The following is a 17,748-nucleotide window of genomic DNA, read 5'->3' on the forward strand; positions in this document are numbered from 1 at the left end:
TGATGACGATGATGTACACGCCGACCATTCCGCCGCCCGATCCCAACACGCGCACGCCCAAGTTCAAGCTGCCAAAACTGTCCTGCGATGCGCACTGCCACATCTTCGGACCCGGCGCGAAATACCCTTATGCGCCTGACCGCTCCTATACGCCGCCGGATGCGCCGCTGGAGGACTTTCGCGCGTTGCACGCCAAGCTCGGGGTGGAGCGTGCCGTCATCGTCAATGCCAGCGTCCACGGCACCGACAACACGGTCGCGCTCGACGCGATCGCGCAGAGCCATGGCGCCTATCGTGCGGTTGCCAATATCGACGACAGCATTACCGAGCGCGGGCTTCAGGTGCTGCACGATGGCGGCTTTCGCGGCTGCCGTTTCAATTTCGTCCGCCATCTCGGCGGCGTTCCCGATAAGAGCGTGTTCAACCGCGTCATCGCCATGGTCGCGCCGCTCGGCTGGCACATCGATCTGCATTTCGACGCGATCGATCTCCCCGACTATGCCGACATGCTGGCAAGGCTGCCGCTGAGCTACACGATCGACCACATGGGCCGGGTGAAGGCTTCCGAGGGGCTCGACCAGCTGCCGTTCAAAATTCTGATCGAGCTGATGCAGCGCGATGAGAAATGCTGGGTCAAGATCTGCGGCTCCGAGCGGGTGTCATCGAATGGCCCGCCCTTCACCGACGCCGTGCCCTTCGCGCGAAAAATCGTCGAGACTGCGCCTGATCGCGTCATCTGGGGCACCGACTGGCCGCATCCCAACGTTAAGGCGATGCCGAATGACGGTGATCTCGTCGACCTGATCCCGCTGTTTGCGCCGGAGCCGGAGTTGCAGCAGAAGATCCTGGTCGACAATCCCGCGCGCCTGTTCGGGTTCGACGCATGACGGCGATGGCGATCGATCATTCTCTTACGAACGAAAAGAGGGGAGTTCTCCCATGAAAACAGGTCTCGTGGTTACGGCACATCCGGGCGATTTCGTCTGGCGTGCTGGTGGTGCCATCGCGCTGCATGCGAAGAAGGGCTATCGCATGAAGATCGTGTGCATGTCCTTCGGCGAGCGCGGCGAGAGCCAGTTTGCCTGGAAGGAAAAGGGCGCGACACTGGAATCGGTCAAGGCCGGGCGCAAGGACGAGGCGGAGCGGGCCGCCAAGCTGCTCGGCGCCGAGATCGAGTTCTTCGATTGCGGCGATTATCCGCTCAAGCTCACCGAGGCGCATTTCGACCGCATGGTCGACATTTACCGCGAGCTCAATCCGAGCTTCGTGCTGACGCATGCGCTGGAAGATCCCTATAATTTCGACCATCCCAATGCGGCGCATTTCGCCCAGGAGACCCGCGTTGTCGCGCAGGCCATGGGCCACAAGCCCGGCGCGCAATACAAATATTCCGCGCCGCCGGTGTTCCTGTTCGAGCCGCACCAGCCTGAGCAGTGCAATTACAAGCCGGACCTGCTGCTCAAGATCGACGAGGTCTGGAAGGAGAAGTACGAGGCGTTCCAGATTCTCGCCGCGCAAAAGCATCTGTGGGGCTATTACGAGCGCGTCGCACTCAACCGCGGCATCCAGGGCAGCCGCAACACCGGCGTGCCCATGACCTATGGCGAGGCCTATCAACGGCTGTTCCCGACGGTTGCGGAGGAACTGGCATGAAGCCGGTCGTCGTTCGCAATATCAAGCGAGCCGATCCCGCCGGCATGGCGGAGTACGGTGTCTCGACCGTGCACGAGGCTTACGGCCGCATCGGCCTGATGAAGCCTTATCTGCGGCCGGTCTGGGCTGGCGCCTCGATCGCCGGTCCCGCCGTCACCGTGCTGGCGCAGCCCGGCGACAACTGGATGATCCACGTCGCGGTCGAGCAGTGCAGGAGGGGCGACATTCTCGTCGTCGGCTGCACCACCGACAATACCGACGGCATGTTCGGCGAGCTGCTCGCGACCTCGCTTCAGGCGCGCGGCGTGCAGGGATTGATCATCGATGCGGGCTGCCGCGACGTCAAAGCGCTGCACGAGATGAACTTCCCGGTGTGGTCGCGCGCGGTCTCGGCCAAGGGTACGGTCAAGGCCACGCTCGGCTCGGTCAACGTCCCCGTGGTCTGCGCCGGCGTCAACGTCGATCCCGGCGACATCGTCGTCGCTGATGATGACGGCGTCGTCATGGTGCCGAAGCGCTACGCCGCTGAAGTCGCCGAGAAGGCGAAGAAGCGCAACGCGGACGAGGGCGGCAAACGCAAGCGGCTTGGCTCGGGCGAGCTCGGTCTCGACATGTACAGCATGCGCGAGACGCTGGCGAAAGCCGGGCTGGTCTATGTCGACAATCCCGAGGATGTCTGAAGACAACAAGCGGAGCGGGCGGATGGATCGTCTCAAGCTGAAGGCCGTGCTCGGCAGTCATCCTCATGTCGAGGCGGTGAAGAGCGGCGCGCTCCGCTCCGACCTGTTCGACCTCGACTTCATCGCGTACACGCCGACCAACATGGCGTTCAAGCCGATGGTGCGTGAGCAGGCGTTCGACGTCTGCGAGATGGCGATCGTCACCTATCTGATGGCGAAGGCGCACGGCAAGCCGCTGGTATTGCTGCCGGCGACCATGCTGGGCCGCTTCCAGCATTCCTACGCGCTCTATAATCCTGCGCAGGGAACGCTCGGGCCGTCCGATCTCGAAGGCAAGCGCATCGGCATCCGCTCGTTCACCACGACCACCGGCGCCTGGATCAGGGGCATCCTCGCCAACGACTACGGCGTCGCTCTCGACAAGATCAAATGGGTGACGTTCGAGGATCCGCACGTGGCCGAATATGTCGACACCACCGCGCGTGCGCCGAAAGACAAAAAAGTCTTGCAGATGTTGCTCGACGGCGAGCTCGACGCCGTGCTCGGCGAGGCCTCTGATAATCCCAGGCTGAAATCGCTATTCCCGGATCCCGCCGCGGAAGCCGCCAAATGGTACGCGCGGCGCGGCGTCGTGCCGGTCAATCATCTCGTGGTCGTGACCGAGCAGCTTGCGAAATCGCGCCCCGGCGTCGTCGCGGGAATCTATGATCTTCTGAAGCAGAGCAAGGTGCAGGCGGGTCCTGCGGCAACGCCGGACCTTCTGCCGTTCGGGATCGAGGCCAACAGAAAGCCGTTGGAGCTGATCGTCGATTATGCCTTCCAGCAGGCGCTGATCCCGCGCCGCTATGCGGTCGAGGAGCTGTTCGACGAGACGACACGAGGACTGAATTGATGGCTGATCCGAAGCGGTGGCAGATCGGGCTGGTTGGTTATGGCGAGGTCGGCCGGATCCTGGCCGAGGATCTGCGCCAGCAGGACATCAAGGTCTCAGCCTACGACATCAAGCTCGAAGGCGAGCAGGGCGTTGCTCTGAAGGAGCATGCGGCGAAGTTCGGCGTTGCGCTTGCGGCGTCTCACGCCGAGCTCACCGCGAAATCCGATTTCATCATCTCCGCGGTGACGGCGAGCCAGGCCGTACCGGTCGCGATGGCCTGTGCGGTTGCGATCAACCAGGGCACCTGGTTTCTCGATTTCAACTCGGCCTCGCCCGGCGCCAAGCAGCGCGCCGCCGCGCTGATCGACGGCGCGGCGGGGCGCTATGTCGAGGGCGCGGTGATGACCTCGGTGCCGCCGTATCGGATCAAGGTGCCGCTGCTGCTCGGCGGTCCCGGCGCGAGGGAGCTGGAGCCGCTGCTGAATACGATCGGCTTTGCGGCGAAGGTTGCCTGCGACAAGCTCGGCGTCTCCTCGGCCGTCAAAATGTGCCGCAGCATCATGATCAAGGGCCTGGAGGCCATGGTCATCGAGAGTTTTACGACCGCGCGCGCCTATGGTGTCGAGGATGCCGTGCTGGCTTCGCTCACCGAAACATTTCCAGCTATCAATTGGGAGAAGCAGGGCGCTTATTTCTTCCAGCGCGTGATCGAGCATGGCCGCCGCCGTGCCGAGGAGGTGCGGGAGGTGGCCGAGACCGTGCGCGAGGCCGGGCTGACGCCATGGTCCGCGCAGGGGACGGCCGAGCGTCAGGCCTGGGTCGCCGATCTCGCTGATGAAGGCTTGTTCGGTGCGAAGGGAACGAAGGACTTCGCGCGCAGCGCCGATTGGCGCACCGAGGCGGACCGCATTCTCGCGAGCATCAAGCGCGAGCAGTAGCGCGCGGCGTCAGGCCACGACCGTGCCGCGATAGTTCAAGACTTCACCGCGGGCCTGCTCGATCAGCTCAATCAGATACCTTGATTTGCGGACGAGCTGGTCGGTTGCCGGCTGCGCGCGAAATTCGGCGAGCACCGCGCGGATGCATTTGGCGGCGGCGTCGAGGGTCCAGAGTGCGCGAGTCATGTCGCCCTGTGTCTGGATCGCGGATAGGTCCAGATCCGACAGAACGTGACCGATGCCGTCGAGCCGCTTGGCGGCGGCGTCGGCGGGCGTGCTGGCTCGCATGGAATGATAGTCGATGCTGCTGTATGCGCTGAACATACCCATACTCCCCAATGAACGCCGGTGGTCAGTGCAGCTCCCAGTTAGGGGCAGCGGGGGGCGACTCGCAACGCGGTGAGCTACGGACCGGGATTTTACCGGACTCGCATTGGGGACGAATTGACGGTGAATCGGGCCGGAAAAGCCAAGCGATCAGCGCTGTTTCCCGACAATCGTCCCGTTAGAAGCAACGAGCATACCTGCCTTGTAGACAGCGCGGCCCTGCGGCACCGCGACGACGGCCTCGGGAACATGTTCCGCATTCAGGGTGACGAAATCGGCCTTGGCCCCGACGCGCAGGCCGTAGCCTTCGAGCCGCAGCGCTTTGGCGCCTGATGCGGTCACGACGTCGAATGCGACGCGCAGCTCTTCGTCGATGTTGAAGCCTGAGCGGTAGCCGAGCGTGGTGGCCCGGCGCAGCATGTCGCCGTCGCCATAGGGCCACCAGGAATCGCGGATGTTGTCGTTGCCGCTGAAGACGGTGACACCCGCATTGCGCAGAATAAGGATCGGCGGGAAGGGACGCGCGCCCGGGGCATTGGTCATGATCGCGACGCCGGAGCGGGCGAGGATGTCGGCGATCTTCTTGAGGTAATCCGCCGAAATATCGCCGAGCCCGTAGGCATGGCTGATGGCGACATGACCCTCCATGCCGAGCGCGCGCGTGCGCGCCGCGATCTGTTCGATCTCGAACGCGCCGAGCGTGCCCATGTCGTGCAGATGGATGTCGACATCGACGCCGTGTTTCCCGGCGACACCGAACACGACGTCGAGATGCTTCTCGACGTCGCGATCGAAGCTCGCGGGATCGAGCCCGCCGACGAGGTTGGCGCCGAGGCCGATGGCCTCATCCAGCAGTTGCGGTGTCCCCGGGCTTGCCAGAATGCCGCTTTGCGGGAAGGCGACGAGCTGGATGTCGATCAGGCCCTTGTATTCCTCGCGCACGCGCAAAATCGTCTCGAGCGATTTCAGGCCGACCGAGCCGTCGACCATGACGTGGCTGCGCATCTGCGTGGTGCCGTGGCCGATACAGAGATCGAGCTGGTTGCGTGCGCGCACATCCATCGGCGCAGCCTCGGCCATGTTCTCGGCCTGGAAGGCGACACGTTCGTGCACGTTGAACCCGTTGGGGCACGGCTTGTGAGGCTTCCAGGCGTCGCCATAGAAGCTGGTGTCGAGATGAATGTGGCCTTCGACGAAGCCGGGCACGACGAGGGCGTTGCCGAGGTCGACGGCCTCGTTTGCAGCAGGCGTCTCATCGACGGACGTGAGCGCGGCTATGCGTCCGTCCTTGACGGCGATGTGATACCGGGATCCGCCGTCGAAGCGTGCGTTGAGGAAGATTTTGTCGAAGGCCATTTGGTTCCTCCGTTGGTGGATCTAGATCCTTGGGCGGAACAGTTCGGGCCGATGCCGCACAAAAGTCTGTCGTCCATTCTTGAAGCCCATCACGATATCCGGCAGCTCGGCAATGGCAAAACGACTGTCCTGGGTGTCGAGCACGATGAGATCGGCTGGGTTGCCGATCTTGAGGCCGTAGTCGCCGAGGTTCATCAGCCGCGCCGGCAGTTCGGTGACGAGATCGAGGCAGGTGTCGAAATCGCTGACCGAGGCGTGCGCGACGTTGGCGTAGAAATTTGTCATCCGCAGCAGCGAGGCATCGCCGAAGGGCGTGAACGGGTTGAGCACGTTGTTGGTGGCGACCGAGCACAGCACGCCATCGCCGGCGAGCTTGTGGGCAAGCGTCAGCCCGCGCGGCACGTTATGGGTGGCGTCGCGGCCCATGAGGTAAAGATCGGTCGCGGGCAGCACGGTGACGGCGACGCCGGCTTTCGCCAGTTGCGCGGTGGCGGCCTTCATCCGCTCCGGCGGCAAGGCCGAGAGTTTTGTGGCGTGTCCAATCGCAACCCGTCCGCCGTAATTGCGCCGCTCGGTCTGCCGGCAGACCTCGTCGAGATGCCACCAGGACGGATCGAGGTCGAAGTCGAGATGGAGATCGACGTCGATATCAAACTCCTGCGCGAGGTCGAAGATGCGTGCGAGGTGGGCGTTCGGGTCGGTGTCCATATAGGGACAACCGCCGATCGCTTGGCCGCCATTGCGCAGCGCCTGGACCAGCAGCTCATCGCTGCCGGGATCGTTGGTCAGGCCCTCCTGCGGGAAGACGCAGAGCGAAAGATCGATTGCCCAGGCGTAGTCGTGCTTGAGCGACTTGATCGCCTCAAAGCCGCGGAGGCCGATGCGCGGATCGATCTCGACATGCGTGCGCATGCGCGTCGTGCCGTGCACGATAGCGCGTTCGAGCACGCGGGCGCCGCGCGCATAGACGTCCTCGACGGTAAAATCCTTCTTCATCCCGGCAACGGCGCGGATCGCCTCCGAGACGCTGCCGTGATTGTGCCCACAGCGGCCGAGCAGGCAGGCCTTGTCGAGATGGATGTGGGTGTCGACGAAGCCGGGCAGGGCGAGGTGCCCGCCGACATCGACCTCGACCGCCTCGCAGGCGAGCTTTGGCGCGATCGCAGCGATGCGGCCGCCCTTCACGCCGATATCGACGGGTGCGGCGGATGAGCGCAACAGCGCGTTCCGGAAGATCAGGTCGAAGGCGGTCTGGCTGGTCATGGCGTCGGATTCAACTGTGATAGCCTAGCGGAAGGTGTTGGAGCCGGCAGCTCCAGATTGTGTGCAGTTCTGCCATCAAATTGTTCAAAAAATGTGCATGCAGTTTGAGGTGTGGATTGTAGAATGCCTCCACCCCGGAGAACCCACATGTCCGCCCCCGCAAAAGCCGATCGCCCGATGACCGACGCCGAGATCGTGGAGGCCTATCTCACGGCCTCGATGATACCCGATCCCGACGCCGCCGCGGCCCATATGAAGCCGGGCACGGTGATCACGTTTACCGGCGGCCGCGAATTCGATCATCCACGCGGGCCGACCGGTTTCAACGCAAAACGCTATCGCTGGGTGAAGAAGAAGATGGACCGGTTCGACGTCTGCCCGGGGGCGGACGAGACCGTCGTCTACAGCGTCGGCACGCTCTATGGCGAGTGGATGGACGGCACGCCGTTCGAAGGCAATCGCTACGTCGACCGCTTCGTCGTCAAGGGCGGCCAGATCGTGAAAATGGACGTCTGGAACGACAGCGCCGAGCGCATCCTCGTCCAGCGCGGAATCGAGGCCTAACCTCTTCGCGCGACCTTCGGCAACTTGACGACGCGGTCGCTGGCGACGTCGTCGGCATAGGGCGCGAGGATATCGAGCAGGTCGCGGCCGCGCTGCGGGGTGGGGGCGACCAGCGCGCGGTTGGCCACGGAATCGAGGTGATGATGCATCAATTCCATCACCCTGGCCTCGTCGCCCTTGGCCAGTGCTGAAATGATCGCGCGGTGCTCGTTGATGGCGCATTCCGTCGAATGCGGCCGGCTGTAGAGCGACAGCGTCAGGCAGCAACGATAGGCGACCTCGCTGACATAACGCACCAGGATCGGACTGCTCGTCATCTGTGCGAGCAGGATGTGGAATTCGGTGGCGAGCCGGATCGACACCGCATCCGTGCCGCCGCGTGCGCGGTCCTCGGCATCGACATGGGCGTTCAATTCGGCGATCTGTGCCTTGGTCAGCTTGCCCGCGAGCTGGCGCACCACCAGGCGTTCGAGCTCGATGCGGATGTCGAAGGCATCGCGCGCTTCCTGCCAGCTCGGCGTCGCCACCACCGCGATGCGGTTGCGGCGCAGTTCGACAAGGCCTTCGGCGGCGAGCTGGCCCAGCGCGTGGCGGGCAATGGTGCGGCTCACGCCGAAACGCTCGCCGAGCGAATCCTCCGGCAGCTTGGCGCCGGGCTCCAGCGCCTGCTCGATGATCGCGCGGCGCAGCGCGCGGCAGATCACGCTGACCTTGTCGGACGATTCAGAAGTCTTGCTGGTGGGGCGCGCCGCCATCGGCGAATCCTTGCGGAGAGGGTCGAAATCTCTCTCTAGCACAGCCCCGCAGCAATCCAGCGCTCCAATTGCATGCAGTTTGATGCCCGGATTGCCTAAATCGAATCCGGTCGTTCGGCGGGCCATTTGCCCAAATCATTGATTTTGCGGGAGCTGATCACTGGCATCCAGCTTGCATACACTTTTGCTGTGATGCGCATGCAACCCAACGTCCAATTCGACGGCCAGCCCGTTCCCGCCGCGACAGCCATCGAACTGTCCGAAGCCTCCGTGACCTTCGGGCGCGGCGACCGCGCCGTGCCCGCTCTGTCGAAGACCACGCTGAAGATAGCCGATGGCGAGTTTGTCGCACTGGTCGGGCCATCAGGATGCGGCAAATCGACCATTCTGCGTCTGGTCAGCGGCCTGGTGCAGCCGACCAGCGGCGTCGTCATCGTCGGCGGCCGCGAGGTCGCGGCGCGCGCGTTGCGCGTTGGCATGGCGTTCCAGAATCCGACCATGCTGCCGTGGATGACGATCGAGCGGAACATCATGCTGCCGCTGAAGATCGTCGAGCCGTTTCGCTCCAACTTCCGCAAGCTGCGCAAGACCAAGTTTCGCGACAAGGCCAATGCGCTGCTGGATCAGGTCGGTCTCAAGGGCTTCGGCAGCCATTATCCTTGGCAGCTCTCCGGCGGCATGCTTCAGCGCGCCAATCTCTGCCGCGCGCTGATCCACGAGCCGCGCATGCTGCTGCTCGACGAGCCCTTCGGCGCGCTCGACCAGTTCACGCGCGAGGAGCTGTGGGCGATCCTGCAAAACCTCTGGATGACGCACAAGCCGACGGTGCTGTTGGTGACGCATGATCTGCGCGAGGCAGGATTCCTCGCCAGCCGCATCTGCGTGATGAGCGCGCGGCCGGGCCGCATCCTCGACGACAGCCGCGTCGAATTCGCGCGACCGCGCACCGTCGCGATGACCTTCGAGCCGGATTTCGTCGCGCTGAATCAGAAACTGCGCGCTTTCATCGAGGATGCGCGGAGCGCAGCCCAGCAGGGGACAGCCTGATGATGTTCGGGATCAATATCAGGCAGAAGGCGTGGTCGGCGGGGCTGATCGTGCTGTTCTTCGTCGCCTGGGAGCTGTTCTGCCTGATGACGGGCATGTCGGACCTGGTGCTGCCGCGGCCCTCGCAGGTGTTCGTCACGCTGTTCCAACGCTTCCCGGTGCTGTGGCCGCATATCGTGCAGACGCTGGCCACCACTATGCTCGGCTTCGTTCTCGGCGTCGCGCTCGGCGTCGCCCTGGGCGCCATCATTGGTGTGTCCAGGACCGCCTATGACACCTGCTATCCACTGCTGATCGGATTCTCCTCGATCCCCAAGGTCGCGGTGGTGCCGATCTTCGTGCTGTGGTTCGGCTCGGGCACGGTGCCGGCCGTGCTGACGGCGCTCTCGATCTGCTTCTTTCCGATCGTCGTCAACATTGCGACGGGTCTTGCGACCACCGAGCCCGAACTCGAGGACGTGCTGAAGGCACTCGGCGCCAGCAAGCTCGACATCCTCTGGAACGTCGGTCTGCCCAGGACGATGCCGTTCTTCTTCGCCTCGCTGAAGGTCGCGATCTCCTACGCCTTCGTCGGCGCGGTGCTGTCGGAGACGGTCGCCTCCAACCGCGGCATCGGCAACGTCATGATGACCGCGTCCTCCAATTTCAACGTGCCGCTGGTGTTCGCGGGCCTGTTTGTGCTCGCCGGTCTCGGCGTCGCACTCTACGCCGTGTTCTCGTTGATCGAGGGCCGCGTCACCGGCTGGGCCACGCGCAAGAACGACGTGATCGCCACCTGATTGTCTGAACCGTCATGCAACGAAGCTTGAGGAGGTCTCGATGTTGAGAAAAGCAACTGCCGCACTGCTGGGATTGGCCCTGTCGACGGGCGCCGCGATGGCCCAGGAAACCACGATCAAGTTCACGCTGGGCTGGAAGACGCAAGGCAGCGATGCCGCGTTCTTCTATGCCAAGGACAACGGCTATTTCAAAGATGAAGGCCTCAACGTCGTCATCGACCAGGGCGAGGGCTCCGGCGCCACCGTCACGCGCGTGATGTCGGGCGCCTATGACGCCGGCTTCGGCGACGTCAACGCCATCATCCAGAACGCCTCGACCAAGCCGCAGGACGCCCCCGTCATGGTCTACATGATGTGGAACCAGCCGCCCTTCGCGATCGTCGCCAAGAAGAGCAGCGGCATCAACACCATCAAGGATTTCGAGGGCCACACCCTCGGCGGTGCGCAGGGCACGCCGACGACGCGCCTGTTGCCGGTGTTCAACCGCAAGAATGGGCTCGATGGCGAGAAGATCAAGATCTCCAACATGGCCCCGAACCTTCAGGAGCCGATGCTGATCAAGGGCGACATCGACGCGGCCCTCGTGTTCAACATCACCAGCTACTTCAACCTGGTGCTCAACCGCCAGGACCCGGACAAGGATTTCAAATGGTTCTCGTTCGGTGAGTACGGCCTCGATCTTTATTCGAACGGCGTGATGGTCTCGAAGAAGCTGATCGCGTCGAACCCGAAGGCGGTGGCCGGCCTTGTGCGCGCCATCAACAAGGGGGCGATCGCGGTTGCCAAGGACCAGAACGCCGGGATGAAGGCGGCGCTGAACTACGACAATCTGATCGACGTCGCCGTCGAGAAGCGCCGGCTGCAATATTCCTTCGACAAGCTGATCGTCTCGCCCGAGATGAAGGAGATCGGCATCGGCGACATCAAGGACGACCGCATGACGCGCGCCATCGGCATCGTGGTCGAGGGCTATCAGCTCGCCCGCACGCCGACGCCAGCCGAGGTGTTCTCGCGCGAGTTCCTGCCGCCGCGTGCGGAGCGGGAGTTGGTGTATACGGCCAACTGAGTTCGGAGAGACGATCATGGCCACGGAGATTTCGGCAAGCAGCCTGTTCCGTGGCCCGGACCTCGCCATCAGCGACAACGTCGTGTTGCGGCACGATGGCGGTGTCATCACCGGCATCTCGGAGGGAGCGGGGCTTGCCCATGGCCCGCGCGCCTTCGTCATTCCGGCCTTCGTCAACGCCCATGACCACGCCCGCGCCACCGCGTCGTCCTTCGGCGCGATCGGCATGCCGCTGGAAAGCTGGATCCTGCGGAGCGCGCTCGGCACGCCGGTCGATCCCTATCTGACTGCGGCGTCCGCGCTGGCCCGTTCGGCCAGGGCCGGCTGCGCGGCCATGATGGTGCACTACACCCGACCGAGCGGGACGATGCCTTTGGTCGATGAAGCCAGGGCCATTGCGAGGGCCGCGTCCGACGTCGGCATCCGCATGGCCTTTGCGCTGGCTGTGCGCGACCAGAATCCGATCGTCTATGGCGATGCCGAGCCGGTGCTCTCCGGCCTTCACAGGGCCGATCGCAAGACCATCGAGGACCTCTTCGTCCGCGCGCCGATGTCGCCGGGAGCGTATATCGAGCTGATCGACGCGATTGCGGCGGCCATTGCGGGGCCCACGATCGACGTGCAGCTCGGGCCCGCCGGCGTGCAATGGTGCTCGAAGCCGCTGCTGGAGGCGGTTGCCGAGAATTCGGCGCAGACCGGCCGCCGCATTCACATGCATCTGCTGGAAACGGTTTATCAGCGCGCCTGGGCCGATCAGCACTTTCCGGACATGGTGCGGTGGCTGCGCGACATCGGCTTTCTCTCGGGGCGGCTGACGCTGGCGCACTGCATCCACGCAAGGCCGGATGAGCTGGAGATGATCGCGGCGTCAGGTGCGCGCATCGTCACCAATTTCAGCTCGAACATGCATCTGCGCTCGGGTCTCGCCCCGATCGCCGCCGCGCACAGGTGCGGCTGCGCCATCGCGGTCGGCGTCGACGGTCTCGCGCTCGACGAGGACGACGACATCCTGCGCGAGATGCGGCTGGTGCAGATGGTCCATGGCGGCCTCGGCTTCAAGCAGACATGGACGCCGGCCGAGATGTTCGCACTCGCGATCCGCAATGGCCGCCGCGCCACCGGCGCGCCGGGCAGCGGCGAGCTCATGGCGGGTAACCCCGCCGACTATGTCGTGATCGATCTCGACCGGCTCGACCGCGACCGGATCATGCCGGTCGATCCCATGGCGCTGCTGTTCGCGCGTGGCAATGCGTCGCTGGTGAAGGAGGTCGTCATCGCCGGCAGGACGGTTGCGCGGGACGGGGTCTGCTCCGGCGTTGATCTGCCGGCCATCGAGCAGGAATTGCGGGGTCTGTACCGCGCCAATGCCGGCAAGCTCGGAAGCTTCCAGCGGATGTGGCCGGGGCTGGCGGAACGGCTGGGCGGCTGGTTCGAGCAGCAGCTCACCTGCGAATAGGCCTGCGGCGCAACGCTCTTTTTCGGCCGATATAAAACCGCGATAGCTGATAGGCGGAACCGCGTCTGGCGGTGGGTCCGGCTCTGGGCTATCACACGCGCGGCTGCGCGCAGGCGCAACCCATGACCCCCTCGAGGAGCCCCCGATGCGTCTTCCCATTGTTCTCCTGGCCGTCACATGTCTTGCCGGTGCAGCCTCCGCCGAAGACCTCACGGGTACGCTCCAGAAGGTCAAGGAGACCAAAAAGATCACGCTGGGCTATCAGGAAGCGTCCGTTCCCTTCAGCTATCTCGACGGCAACCAGAAGCCGGTCGGCTTCGCCATGGATATCTGCCTCAAGATCGTCGACGCCGTGAAGAAGCAGCTCGGCATGCCCGACATCGCCGTCGACTATCTCGCCGTGACCTCGTCGAACCGCATTCCGTTGATGGTCAACAACACGCTCGACCTGCATTGCTCCGCGACCACCAACAATGCCGACCGCCAGAAGCAGGTCGCCTTCACCAACACGCACTTCCTGAGCGCGACCCGGTTCGCCGCCAAGAAGGCGGCCAAGATCAACACCATCGACGATCTCAAGGGCAAGGCGGTCACGGCGGTGGCGGGATCGGTCAACTTGACCCAGCTCGCCAAGGTCAACACCGAGCGCAATCTCGGCATCAGGATCATGCCGGCCGTGGACCAGGCCGAAGCCTTCCTGCTTCTGGAGACCGACCGCGCCCAGGCTTATGCGCTCGACGACGTGCAGCTCGCGGTCGCCATTGCGCGTTCGAAGGAGCCGGCGCTGTTCATGATCAGCGAGGAGACGTTTGCAAAGGCCGAGCCCTTTGGCATCATGCTGCGGCGAGAGGATGCGCCGTTCAAGGCGCTGGCCGATCGCGCGACCGCGGAGCTCTACGCAAGCCCGGAGATCGAGGTCCTCTACAGGAAGTGGCTGGAATCGCCGACGCCGCCCAACGGGATCAACTACAACGTCCCGATCTCGGCGGCCCTGCGCCAGGCCTTTAAGACGCCGAGCTCGAGCGCTGATCCTGACGTTTATCTGGTGAAGTGAGGCGAGGGCGCTCTACCGGATACGATGTGGCGTCGTCCGGGCAAGCGCCTCGTCCTTCGGGACGACCGCTTGCAGCGGTCTCCTCAAGGGGCGGGATCAGCGCCAGCGTGCTTTCGCCTGCTGTCGCCTCCCGTGCTTCGGTCGCGGAACCCGGGGCCAACTGAACTGGCCTCGTTCGCTTTTGCGTGATCGGCAGCAATCTGGGACGCTACATGGTTGTAGCCTAATAGTTCGCGTCCTATCTAATTTACATGGCACCGTCGCAGGGTCATATCCATGCCGAAATCGGCCGGCTCGTCACCCGCCTTGGCCGCATCTGGCGTCGTGAGTCGGATCAGGCGCTGTCCGATCACGGCCTGTCCTATGCGACCGCGATTCCGTTGCTGGTGCTGTCGCGCCAGGGCGAGAACGTGCGGCAGGGCGTGCTCGCCGATGAGCTCGGCATCGAGGGGCCGTCGCTGGTCCGGCTGATCGATCTGCTCCAGGCCGAGGGTCTGGTGGAGCGCCGCGAAGATCCCACCGATCGTCGTGCCAAAACGTTACATCTCACCAAGGCCGGCGAGGCCAAGCTCGAGGAGACCAACCGGATCCTGCGGCGCGTTCGGGCCAGCCTCCTCAAGGATATCGGTACAGAAGAACTTGCGATAACCTTCGAGACGCTTCAGCGCATCGAACAGCGAGCCAGCCGTCTGCAAAACAGCAAGACGGGTCCAGAGACGAAGTAGCCATGCGCGCGGATGAGCCGTTCCTGGTCCGCCATGCGGACCTCATTTTTGCTTTGAAGACGTTTGCAGCGTCGATCCTGGCGCTCGTCATCGCGCTGGCGATGGATTTGCCGCGGCCCTATTGGGCGATGGCGACGGTCTACATCACCTCGCAGCCGCTGGCCGGTGCGACCAGCTCCAAGGCCTTCTTCCGCGTCATGGGCACGCTGGCCGGCGCGATCATGACGGTGATCCTGGTGCCGAACCTGATCAATGCGCCGGAATTGCTCTGCCTTGCCATCGCACTCTGGGTTGGCCTCTGCCTCTATCTGTCGCTGCTCGACGGCACGCCGCGCAGCTACGTCTTCATGCTGGCCGGATACACGGTCGCGCTGATCGGCTTTCCCGCGGTGTCGGAACCCGGCGCGATCTTCGATACCGCCGTTGCGCGGGTGGAGGAGATTTGCCTCGGCATCATCTGCGCCAGTCTCGTCTCCACCATCGTCTTTCCCCGTAGCGTTGCACCTGCGGTGGCAAACCGCGTCGATCTCTGGCTGGCTGATGCGCGTCGTCTCAGCCAGGCCGTGTTGTTGCGGGACGGCACCAGCGAATCCCGCCGCCCCAGGCGCCTCAAGCTTGCCACCGACATCGTCGAGATCGACACGCTGTCCACCCATCTCGCCTATGACCGGCTGACCGACCGCCATGCGGCGAGCGGTCTCGGCGAGATCAGGCTGCGCATGCTGATGCTGCTGCCGGTGATCGCCTCGCTGGAGGACCGGCTGGTCGCGCTGGGGGAGGAGGCCTTGCGCCGGCAGCCGGAGTTGAAGCGGCTGCTGGACGATCTGGCGCAATGGATCGTGAGCGATGTCGGTGCGCGGCAGCCGGTCGAGCGTATCAGGGCGATGATTGCAGAGCGGCAGGCCGTGCTGGATGACGACGCCTCCTGGGAGCGGATCATCACCACCAGCCTGTTATTGCGGTTGCGCGAGCTGGTCGATCTTTCGCGGGACTGCCGCACGCTGACCGAGGCGATTGCCGAGGGCCGCGACGTTTCAACGCTCGATCTCGCTTTTCAGTCCGAGGCCGGCGCCGCGCCCGTACGTCACAGGGATCGCGGCCTCGCCTTGTGGTCGGCGGCCGGTGCGGCCACGGCCATCCTGATCTGCTGCGCGTTCTGGATTGGCACCGGCTGGCCGGATGGCGCCTCGGCGCCGATGATGGCGGCGGTCGCATGCTCGTTCTTCGCCGCACAGGACGAGCCTGCGCGCTTCATCCGCAGCTTTGGCCTGTGGTCGCTGGTCGCCATCGTCGTCGTTGCGATCTATCTGTTCGCGCTGGTGCCGGCGATCTCCCATCTCGAGGTCCTGGTCGTCGCGCTGGCGCCGACCTTCCTGCTCTATGGCTTCCTGATCGCACGGCCGGCGACGGCCGGCACCGGCCTGGCGCTGGCGGCCAACACCGCAACTTTGCTGGCGCTGCAATCGACCTACAACGCGGATTTCGCGTCTTACGCCAATTCCGCCGTCGCCTTCTTCGTCGGAGTCGTCATCGCCGAGCTCGTGACGCGGATCGCGCGCGGGGTGGGTGCGGAGTGGATCGCCAATCGGCTGGTGCTGTCGAACTGGACCACGCTCGCCATCGCCGCCGAGCGGCGCGGCAAGCGTGACCGTGCCGAGTTCGCAGGACTCATGCTGCACCGGCTCGGGCTTCTGGTTCAGCGCATCGCCTTTCTGTCCGAGAGCGATCGCCGCGACACCGACAGCCTGGTCCAGCTCCGGATCGGGATCAACATCATCGATCTGCGCCGGGCGCGCTACGGCCTCGCGGTGCCGACCATCTCCGTCATCGACGACATGCTCGACCGGCTCGCCATTGCCTGCCGCAAATTTGCCGGCGGCGGCATGCCGCTCGAATTGCTGACAAGCGTCGACAGGGCCCTCGCGCAAGCCGTGAAGGATCCCAACGAAAAGGCGCGCGAGGATGCGCTGATCGGCCTCGTCGGCATTCGCCGCGGGCTGTTTCCGGACGCACCGGCCTATCGGCCGCGTGCAGGCGAGAGTGCTGCGGCATGAGATACGTCATCGACATCTACGGCGTGCTGGTGCCGGCGCTGCTGCTGTGGATCATCGTCGCCTATGCGCTGAGCGCGGTGCTGCGCCGGCTCATGCAGCGCTTCGACCTGTACCAGCTGGTCTGGCATCGTGCGCTGTTCGATTTCGCGATCTTCGTCTGCCTGCTCGGCGTCGTCGTCTATCTCTCGGAGTTTTTGTCATGAAGGGGAATCTTGCCTGGCTTGGCCGCCTCGCGTTGACCGTGCTGGCCGTCGTGGCCGCGCTCGCCGTTGGCCGCGAGCTGTGGGTCTATTACATGGAACAGCCCTGGACCCGCGACGGCCGCGTGCGCGCCGACGTGGTGCAGGTTGCGCCCGATGTGTCGGGCTTCGTCACCGAGGTGCTGGTCAAGGACAACCAGAAGGTCCGCCGCGGCGACGTTCTGTTCAGGATCGACCGCGAACGTTTTGCGCTGGCGCTACGGCAGGCTGATGCGTCGGTCGCGGGTCATCAGGCCACGCTCGATCAGGCCAATGCCGATCTGAAGCGCTACAGCGCGCTGACGACCGACGCGGTGTCGCAGCAGAAGCAGGAGCAGGTGCTGGCCACGCAGCTCCAGGCCAAGGCGTCGTTCGATGCGGCTGTCGCCGACCGTGCGGTCGCCCAGCTCAATCTCGACCGCAGCGAGGTTCATGCCTCCGTGAATGGCGTCATCACCAATATGGATTTGCGCCCCGGTGCCTACGTTACGGCCGGGAAGGGCGTGATGGCGCTGGTAGACACCGACACGCTGCACGTCGAAGGCTATTTCGAGGAGACAAAACTCGCGCGCATCCGCGTCGGCGACAAGGTGCAAATCCGCCTGATGGGCGAGAAGGTGACGCTGTCGGGCCGCGTCGAAAGCATCGCCGCCGGCATCGAGGATCGCGACCGTGCGGAGGGCGCCAGCATGCTTGCGAACGTCAATCCGACCTTCAGCTGGGTACGTCTGGCGCAACGCGTGCCGGTCCGCATCGCGCTCGATCCGGTGCCGGCCGGGATGTCGCTGGTTGCAGGACGTTCGGCGACGGTGGAGGTGTTGAACTGAAGGGCCGCTGTGCATGACTGCGCCCTCTCCCCTTGCGGGAGAGGGCATCTCCGCTCGTAGACACAAGCTCACTTGGGTGAAAGGTATGTCT

General features: G+C 64.3%; 19 protein-coding genes. 15 read left to right on the forward strand and 4 right to left on the reverse strand.

What is annotated here, in order from left to right; all coding sequences use genetic code 11:
- Nucleotides 1-2 precede the first annotated feature (2 nt).
- The 5 genes from AB7532_RS13950 to AB7532_RS13970 are packed head-to-tail and all read left to right on the forward strand — an operon-like array spanning nucleotide 3 to nucleotide 4,145.
- On the forward strand, nucleotides 3-887 hold the full coding sequence (locus AB7532_RS13950; RefSeq protein WP_441239270.1) for an amidohydrolase family protein: 885 nt from the start codon (nucleotides 3-5) through the stop codon (nucleotides 885-887).
- A 52-nt stretch (nucleotides 888-939) separates the two neighbouring features.
- Complete coding sequence (locus AB7532_RS13955; RefSeq protein WP_011086622.1) at nucleotides 940-1,653, forward strand: PIG-L deacetylase family protein; 714 nt, start codon at nucleotides 940-942, stop codon at nucleotides 1,651-1,653.
- Nucleotides 1,650-2,333: a 4-carboxy-4-hydroxy-2-oxoadipate aldolase/oxaloacetate decarboxylase gene (locus AB7532_RS13960; RefSeq protein ID WP_441235357.1), complete on the forward strand. Its 684-nt coding sequence runs from the start codon at nucleotides 1,650-1,652 to the stop codon at nucleotides 2,331-2,333. The genes AB7532_RS13955 and AB7532_RS13960 overlap by 4 nt, the downstream gene beginning before the upstream one ends.
- 22 nt (nucleotides 2,334-2,355) lie before the next feature.
- The gene (locus AB7532_RS13965; protein WP_441235358.1) at nucleotides 2,356-3,225 is read left to right on the forward strand and encodes a hypothetical protein; all 870 of its coding nucleotides are present in this window, start codon (nucleotides 2,356-2,358) and stop codon (nucleotides 3,223-3,225) included.
- Nucleotides 3,225-4,145 carry a DUF1932 domain-containing protein gene (locus AB7532_RS13970; protein WP_441235359.1) on the forward strand — a complete coding sequence of 307 codons (921 nt, stop codon included), beginning with the start codon at nucleotides 3,225-3,227 and terminating at the stop codon, nucleotides 4,143-4,145. Before AB7532_RS13965 ends, AB7532_RS13970 begins: the two co-directional genes overlap by 1 nt.
- Nucleotides 4,146-4,154: 9 nt before the next feature.
- On the opposite strand, the gene AB7532_RS13975 is transcribed toward AB7532_RS13970, so the two are convergent.
- The 3 genes from AB7532_RS13975 to AB7532_RS13985 all read right to left on the reverse strand — a co-directional run bounded on the left by AB7532_RS13975 (nucleotide 4,155) and on the right by AB7532_RS13985 (nucleotide 7,091).
- Entirely contained in the window at nucleotides 4,155-4,469 is a 315-nt protein-coding gene (locus AB7532_RS13975; RefSeq protein ID WP_441239271.1) for a hypothetical protein, read from the reverse strand.
- Nucleotides 4,470-4,622: 153 nt separating this feature from the next.
- Nucleotides 4,623-5,828: an amidohydrolase family protein gene (locus AB7532_RS13980; RefSeq protein ID WP_441235360.1), complete on the reverse strand. Its 1,206-nt coding sequence runs from the start codon at nucleotides 5,826-5,828 to the stop codon at nucleotides 4,623-4,625.
- 21 nt (nucleotides 5,829-5,849) lie between these two features.
- On the reverse strand, nucleotides 5,850-7,091 hold the full coding sequence (locus tag AB7532_RS13985) for an amidohydrolase family protein (RefSeq protein ID WP_441235361.1): 1,242 nt from the start codon (nucleotides 7,089-7,091) through the stop codon (nucleotides 5,850-5,852).
- 147 nt (nucleotides 7,092-7,238) lie between these two features.
- Here AB7532_RS13985 and AB7532_RS13990 point away from each other — a divergent pair, with 147 nt between their 5' ends.
- Nucleotides 7,239-7,655 carry a nuclear transport factor 2 family protein gene (locus AB7532_RS13990; protein ID WP_441235362.1) on the forward strand — a complete coding sequence of 139 codons (417 nt, stop codon included), beginning with the start codon at nucleotides 7,239-7,241 and terminating at the stop codon, nucleotides 7,653-7,655.
- On the opposite strand, the gene AB7532_RS13995 is transcribed toward AB7532_RS13990, so the two are convergent.
- Nucleotides 7,652-8,410, reverse strand: coding sequence for a GntR family transcriptional regulator (locus AB7532_RS13995; protein WP_441235363.1), 759 nt, complete (start codon nucleotides 8,408-8,410; stop codon nucleotides 7,652-7,654). The genes AB7532_RS13990 and AB7532_RS13995 overlap by 4 nt on opposite strands.
- 192 nt (nucleotides 8,411-8,602) lie before the next feature.
- Between AB7532_RS13995 and AB7532_RS14000 the strand changes: the two genes are divergently transcribed.
- From AB7532_RS14000 to AB7532_RS14040, 9 genes are all read left to right on the forward strand, one after another.
- Nucleotides 8,603-9,457, forward strand: a complete 855-nt coding sequence (locus tag AB7532_RS14000; protein WP_441235364.1) for an ABC transporter ATP-binding protein — start codon at nucleotides 8,603-8,605, stop codon at nucleotides 9,455-9,457.
- 2 nt (nucleotides 9,458-9,459) lie between these two features.
- Nucleotides 9,460-10,236, forward strand: a complete 777-nt coding sequence (locus AB7532_RS14005) for an ABC transporter permease (protein ID WP_441239272.1) — start codon at nucleotides 9,460-9,462, stop codon at nucleotides 10,234-10,236.
- A gap of 40 nt (nucleotides 10,237-10,276) precedes the next feature.
- Nucleotides 10,277-11,302 (forward strand): ABC transporter substrate-binding protein, encoded by a 1,026-nt coding sequence (locus tag AB7532_RS14010; protein WP_441235365.1) that lies wholly within the window; start codon nucleotides 10,277-10,279, stop codon nucleotides 11,300-11,302.
- Between the two features lie 16 nt (nucleotides 11,303-11,318).
- Complete coding sequence (locus AB7532_RS14015; protein ID WP_441235366.1) at nucleotides 11,319-12,758, forward strand: amidohydrolase family protein; 1,440 nt, start codon at nucleotides 11,319-11,321, stop codon at nucleotides 12,756-12,758.
- Between the two features lie 145 nt (nucleotides 12,759-12,903).
- Complete coding sequence (locus AB7532_RS14020; RefSeq protein ID WP_441235367.1) at nucleotides 12,904-13,812, forward strand: amino acid ABC transporter substrate-binding protein; 909 nt, start codon at nucleotides 12,904-12,906, stop codon at nucleotides 13,810-13,812.
- A 251-nt stretch (nucleotides 13,813-14,063) separates the two neighbouring features.
- The gene (locus AB7532_RS14025) at nucleotides 14,064-14,537 is read left to right on the forward strand and encodes a MarR family winged helix-turn-helix transcriptional regulator (RefSeq protein WP_441235368.1); all 474 of its coding nucleotides are present in this window, start codon (nucleotides 14,064-14,066) and stop codon (nucleotides 14,535-14,537) included.
- 2 nt (nucleotides 14,538-14,539) lie between these two features.
- Entirely contained in the window at nucleotides 14,540-16,591 is a 2,052-nt protein-coding gene (locus tag AB7532_RS14030) for an FUSC family protein (protein WP_441235369.1), read from the forward strand.
- Nucleotides 16,588-16,794: a DUF1656 domain-containing protein gene (locus AB7532_RS14035; RefSeq protein WP_441235370.1), complete on the forward strand. Its 207-nt coding sequence runs from the start codon at nucleotides 16,588-16,590 to the stop codon at nucleotides 16,792-16,794. The genes AB7532_RS14030 and AB7532_RS14035 overlap by 4 nt, the downstream gene beginning before the upstream one ends.
- On the forward strand, nucleotides 16,791-17,657 hold the full coding sequence (locus AB7532_RS14040; protein WP_441235371.1) for an efflux RND transporter periplasmic adaptor subunit: 867 nt from the start codon (nucleotides 16,791-16,793) through the stop codon (nucleotides 17,655-17,657). Before AB7532_RS14035 ends, AB7532_RS14040 begins: the two co-directional genes overlap by 4 nt.
- Nucleotides 17,658-17,748: the final 91 nt, after the last annotated feature.

Source organism: Bradyrhizobium sp. 930_D9_N1_4, from assembly GCF_052076015.1.
Classification (GTDB): Bacteria; Pseudomonadota; Alphaproteobacteria; order Rhizobiales; family Xanthobacteraceae; genus Bradyrhizobium.

What these genes read in the sequence shown, in the direction of transcription:
- AB7532_RS13950 (WP_441239270.1), top strand. Translation starts at nt 3, where the DNA reads ATGACGATGATGTACACGCCGACCATTCCGCCGCCCGATCCCAACACG.
- AB7532_RS13955 (WP_011086622.1), top strand. Translation starts at nt 940, where the DNA reads ATGAAAACAGGTCTCGTGGTTACGGCACATCCGGGCGATTTCGTCTGG.
- AB7532_RS13960 (WP_441235357.1), top strand. Translation starts at nt 1,650, where the DNA reads ATGAAGCCGGTCGTCGTTCGCAATATCAAGCGAGCCGATCCCGCCGGC.
- AB7532_RS13965 (WP_441235358.1), top strand. Translation starts at nt 2,356, where the DNA reads ATGGATCGTCTCAAGCTGAAGGCCGTGCTCGGCAGTCATCCTCATGTC.
- AB7532_RS13970 (WP_441235359.1), top strand. Translation starts at nt 3,225, where the DNA reads ATGGCTGATCCGAAGCGGTGGCAGATCGGGCTGGTTGGTTATGGCGAG.
- AB7532_RS13975 (WP_441239271.1), bottom strand. Translation starts at nt 4,469, where the DNA reads ATGTTCAGCGCATACAGCAGCATCGACTATCATTCCATGCGAGCCAGC.
- AB7532_RS13980 (WP_441235360.1), bottom strand. Translation starts at nt 5,828, where the DNA reads ATGGCCTTCGACAAAATCTTCCTCAACGCACGCTTCGACGGCGGATCC.
- AB7532_RS13985 (WP_441235361.1), bottom strand. Translation starts at nt 7,091, where the DNA reads ATGACCAGCCAGACCGCCTTCGACCTGATCTTCCGGAACGCGCTGTTG.
- AB7532_RS13990 (WP_441235362.1), top strand. Translation starts at nt 7,239, where the DNA reads ATGTCCGCCCCCGCAAAAGCCGATCGCCCGATGACCGACGCCGAGATC.
- AB7532_RS13995 (WP_441235363.1), bottom strand. Translation starts at nt 8,410, where the DNA reads ATGGCGGCGCGCCCCACCAGCAAGACTTCTGAATCGTCCGACAAGGTC.
- AB7532_RS14000 (WP_441235364.1), top strand. Translation starts at nt 8,603, where the DNA reads ATGCGCATGCAACCCAACGTCCAATTCGACGGCCAGCCCGTTCCCGCC.
- AB7532_RS14005 (WP_441239272.1), top strand. Translation starts at nt 9,460, where the DNA reads ATGTTCGGGATCAATATCAGGCAGAAGGCGTGGTCGGCGGGGCTGATC.
- AB7532_RS14010 (WP_441235365.1), top strand. Translation starts at nt 10,277, where the DNA reads ATGTTGAGAAAAGCAACTGCCGCACTGCTGGGATTGGCCCTGTCGACG.
- AB7532_RS14015 (WP_441235366.1), top strand. Translation starts at nt 11,319, where the DNA reads ATGGCCACGGAGATTTCGGCAAGCAGCCTGTTCCGTGGCCCGGACCTC.
- AB7532_RS14020 (WP_441235367.1), top strand. Translation starts at nt 12,904, where the DNA reads ATGCGTCTTCCCATTGTTCTCCTGGCCGTCACATGTCTTGCCGGTGCA.
- AB7532_RS14025 (WP_441235368.1), top strand. Translation starts at nt 14,064, where the DNA reads ATGGCACCGTCGCAGGGTCATATCCATGCCGAAATCGGCCGGCTCGTC.
- AB7532_RS14030 (WP_441235369.1), top strand. Translation starts at nt 14,540, where the DNA reads ATGCGCGCGGATGAGCCGTTCCTGGTCCGCCATGCGGACCTCATTTTT.
- AB7532_RS14035 (WP_441235370.1), top strand. Translation starts at nt 16,588, where the DNA reads ATGAGATACGTCATCGACATCTACGGCGTGCTGGTGCCGGCGCTGCTG.
- AB7532_RS14040 (WP_441235371.1), top strand. Translation starts at nt 16,791, where the DNA reads ATGAAGGGGAATCTTGCCTGGCTTGGCCGCCTCGCGTTGACCGTGCTG.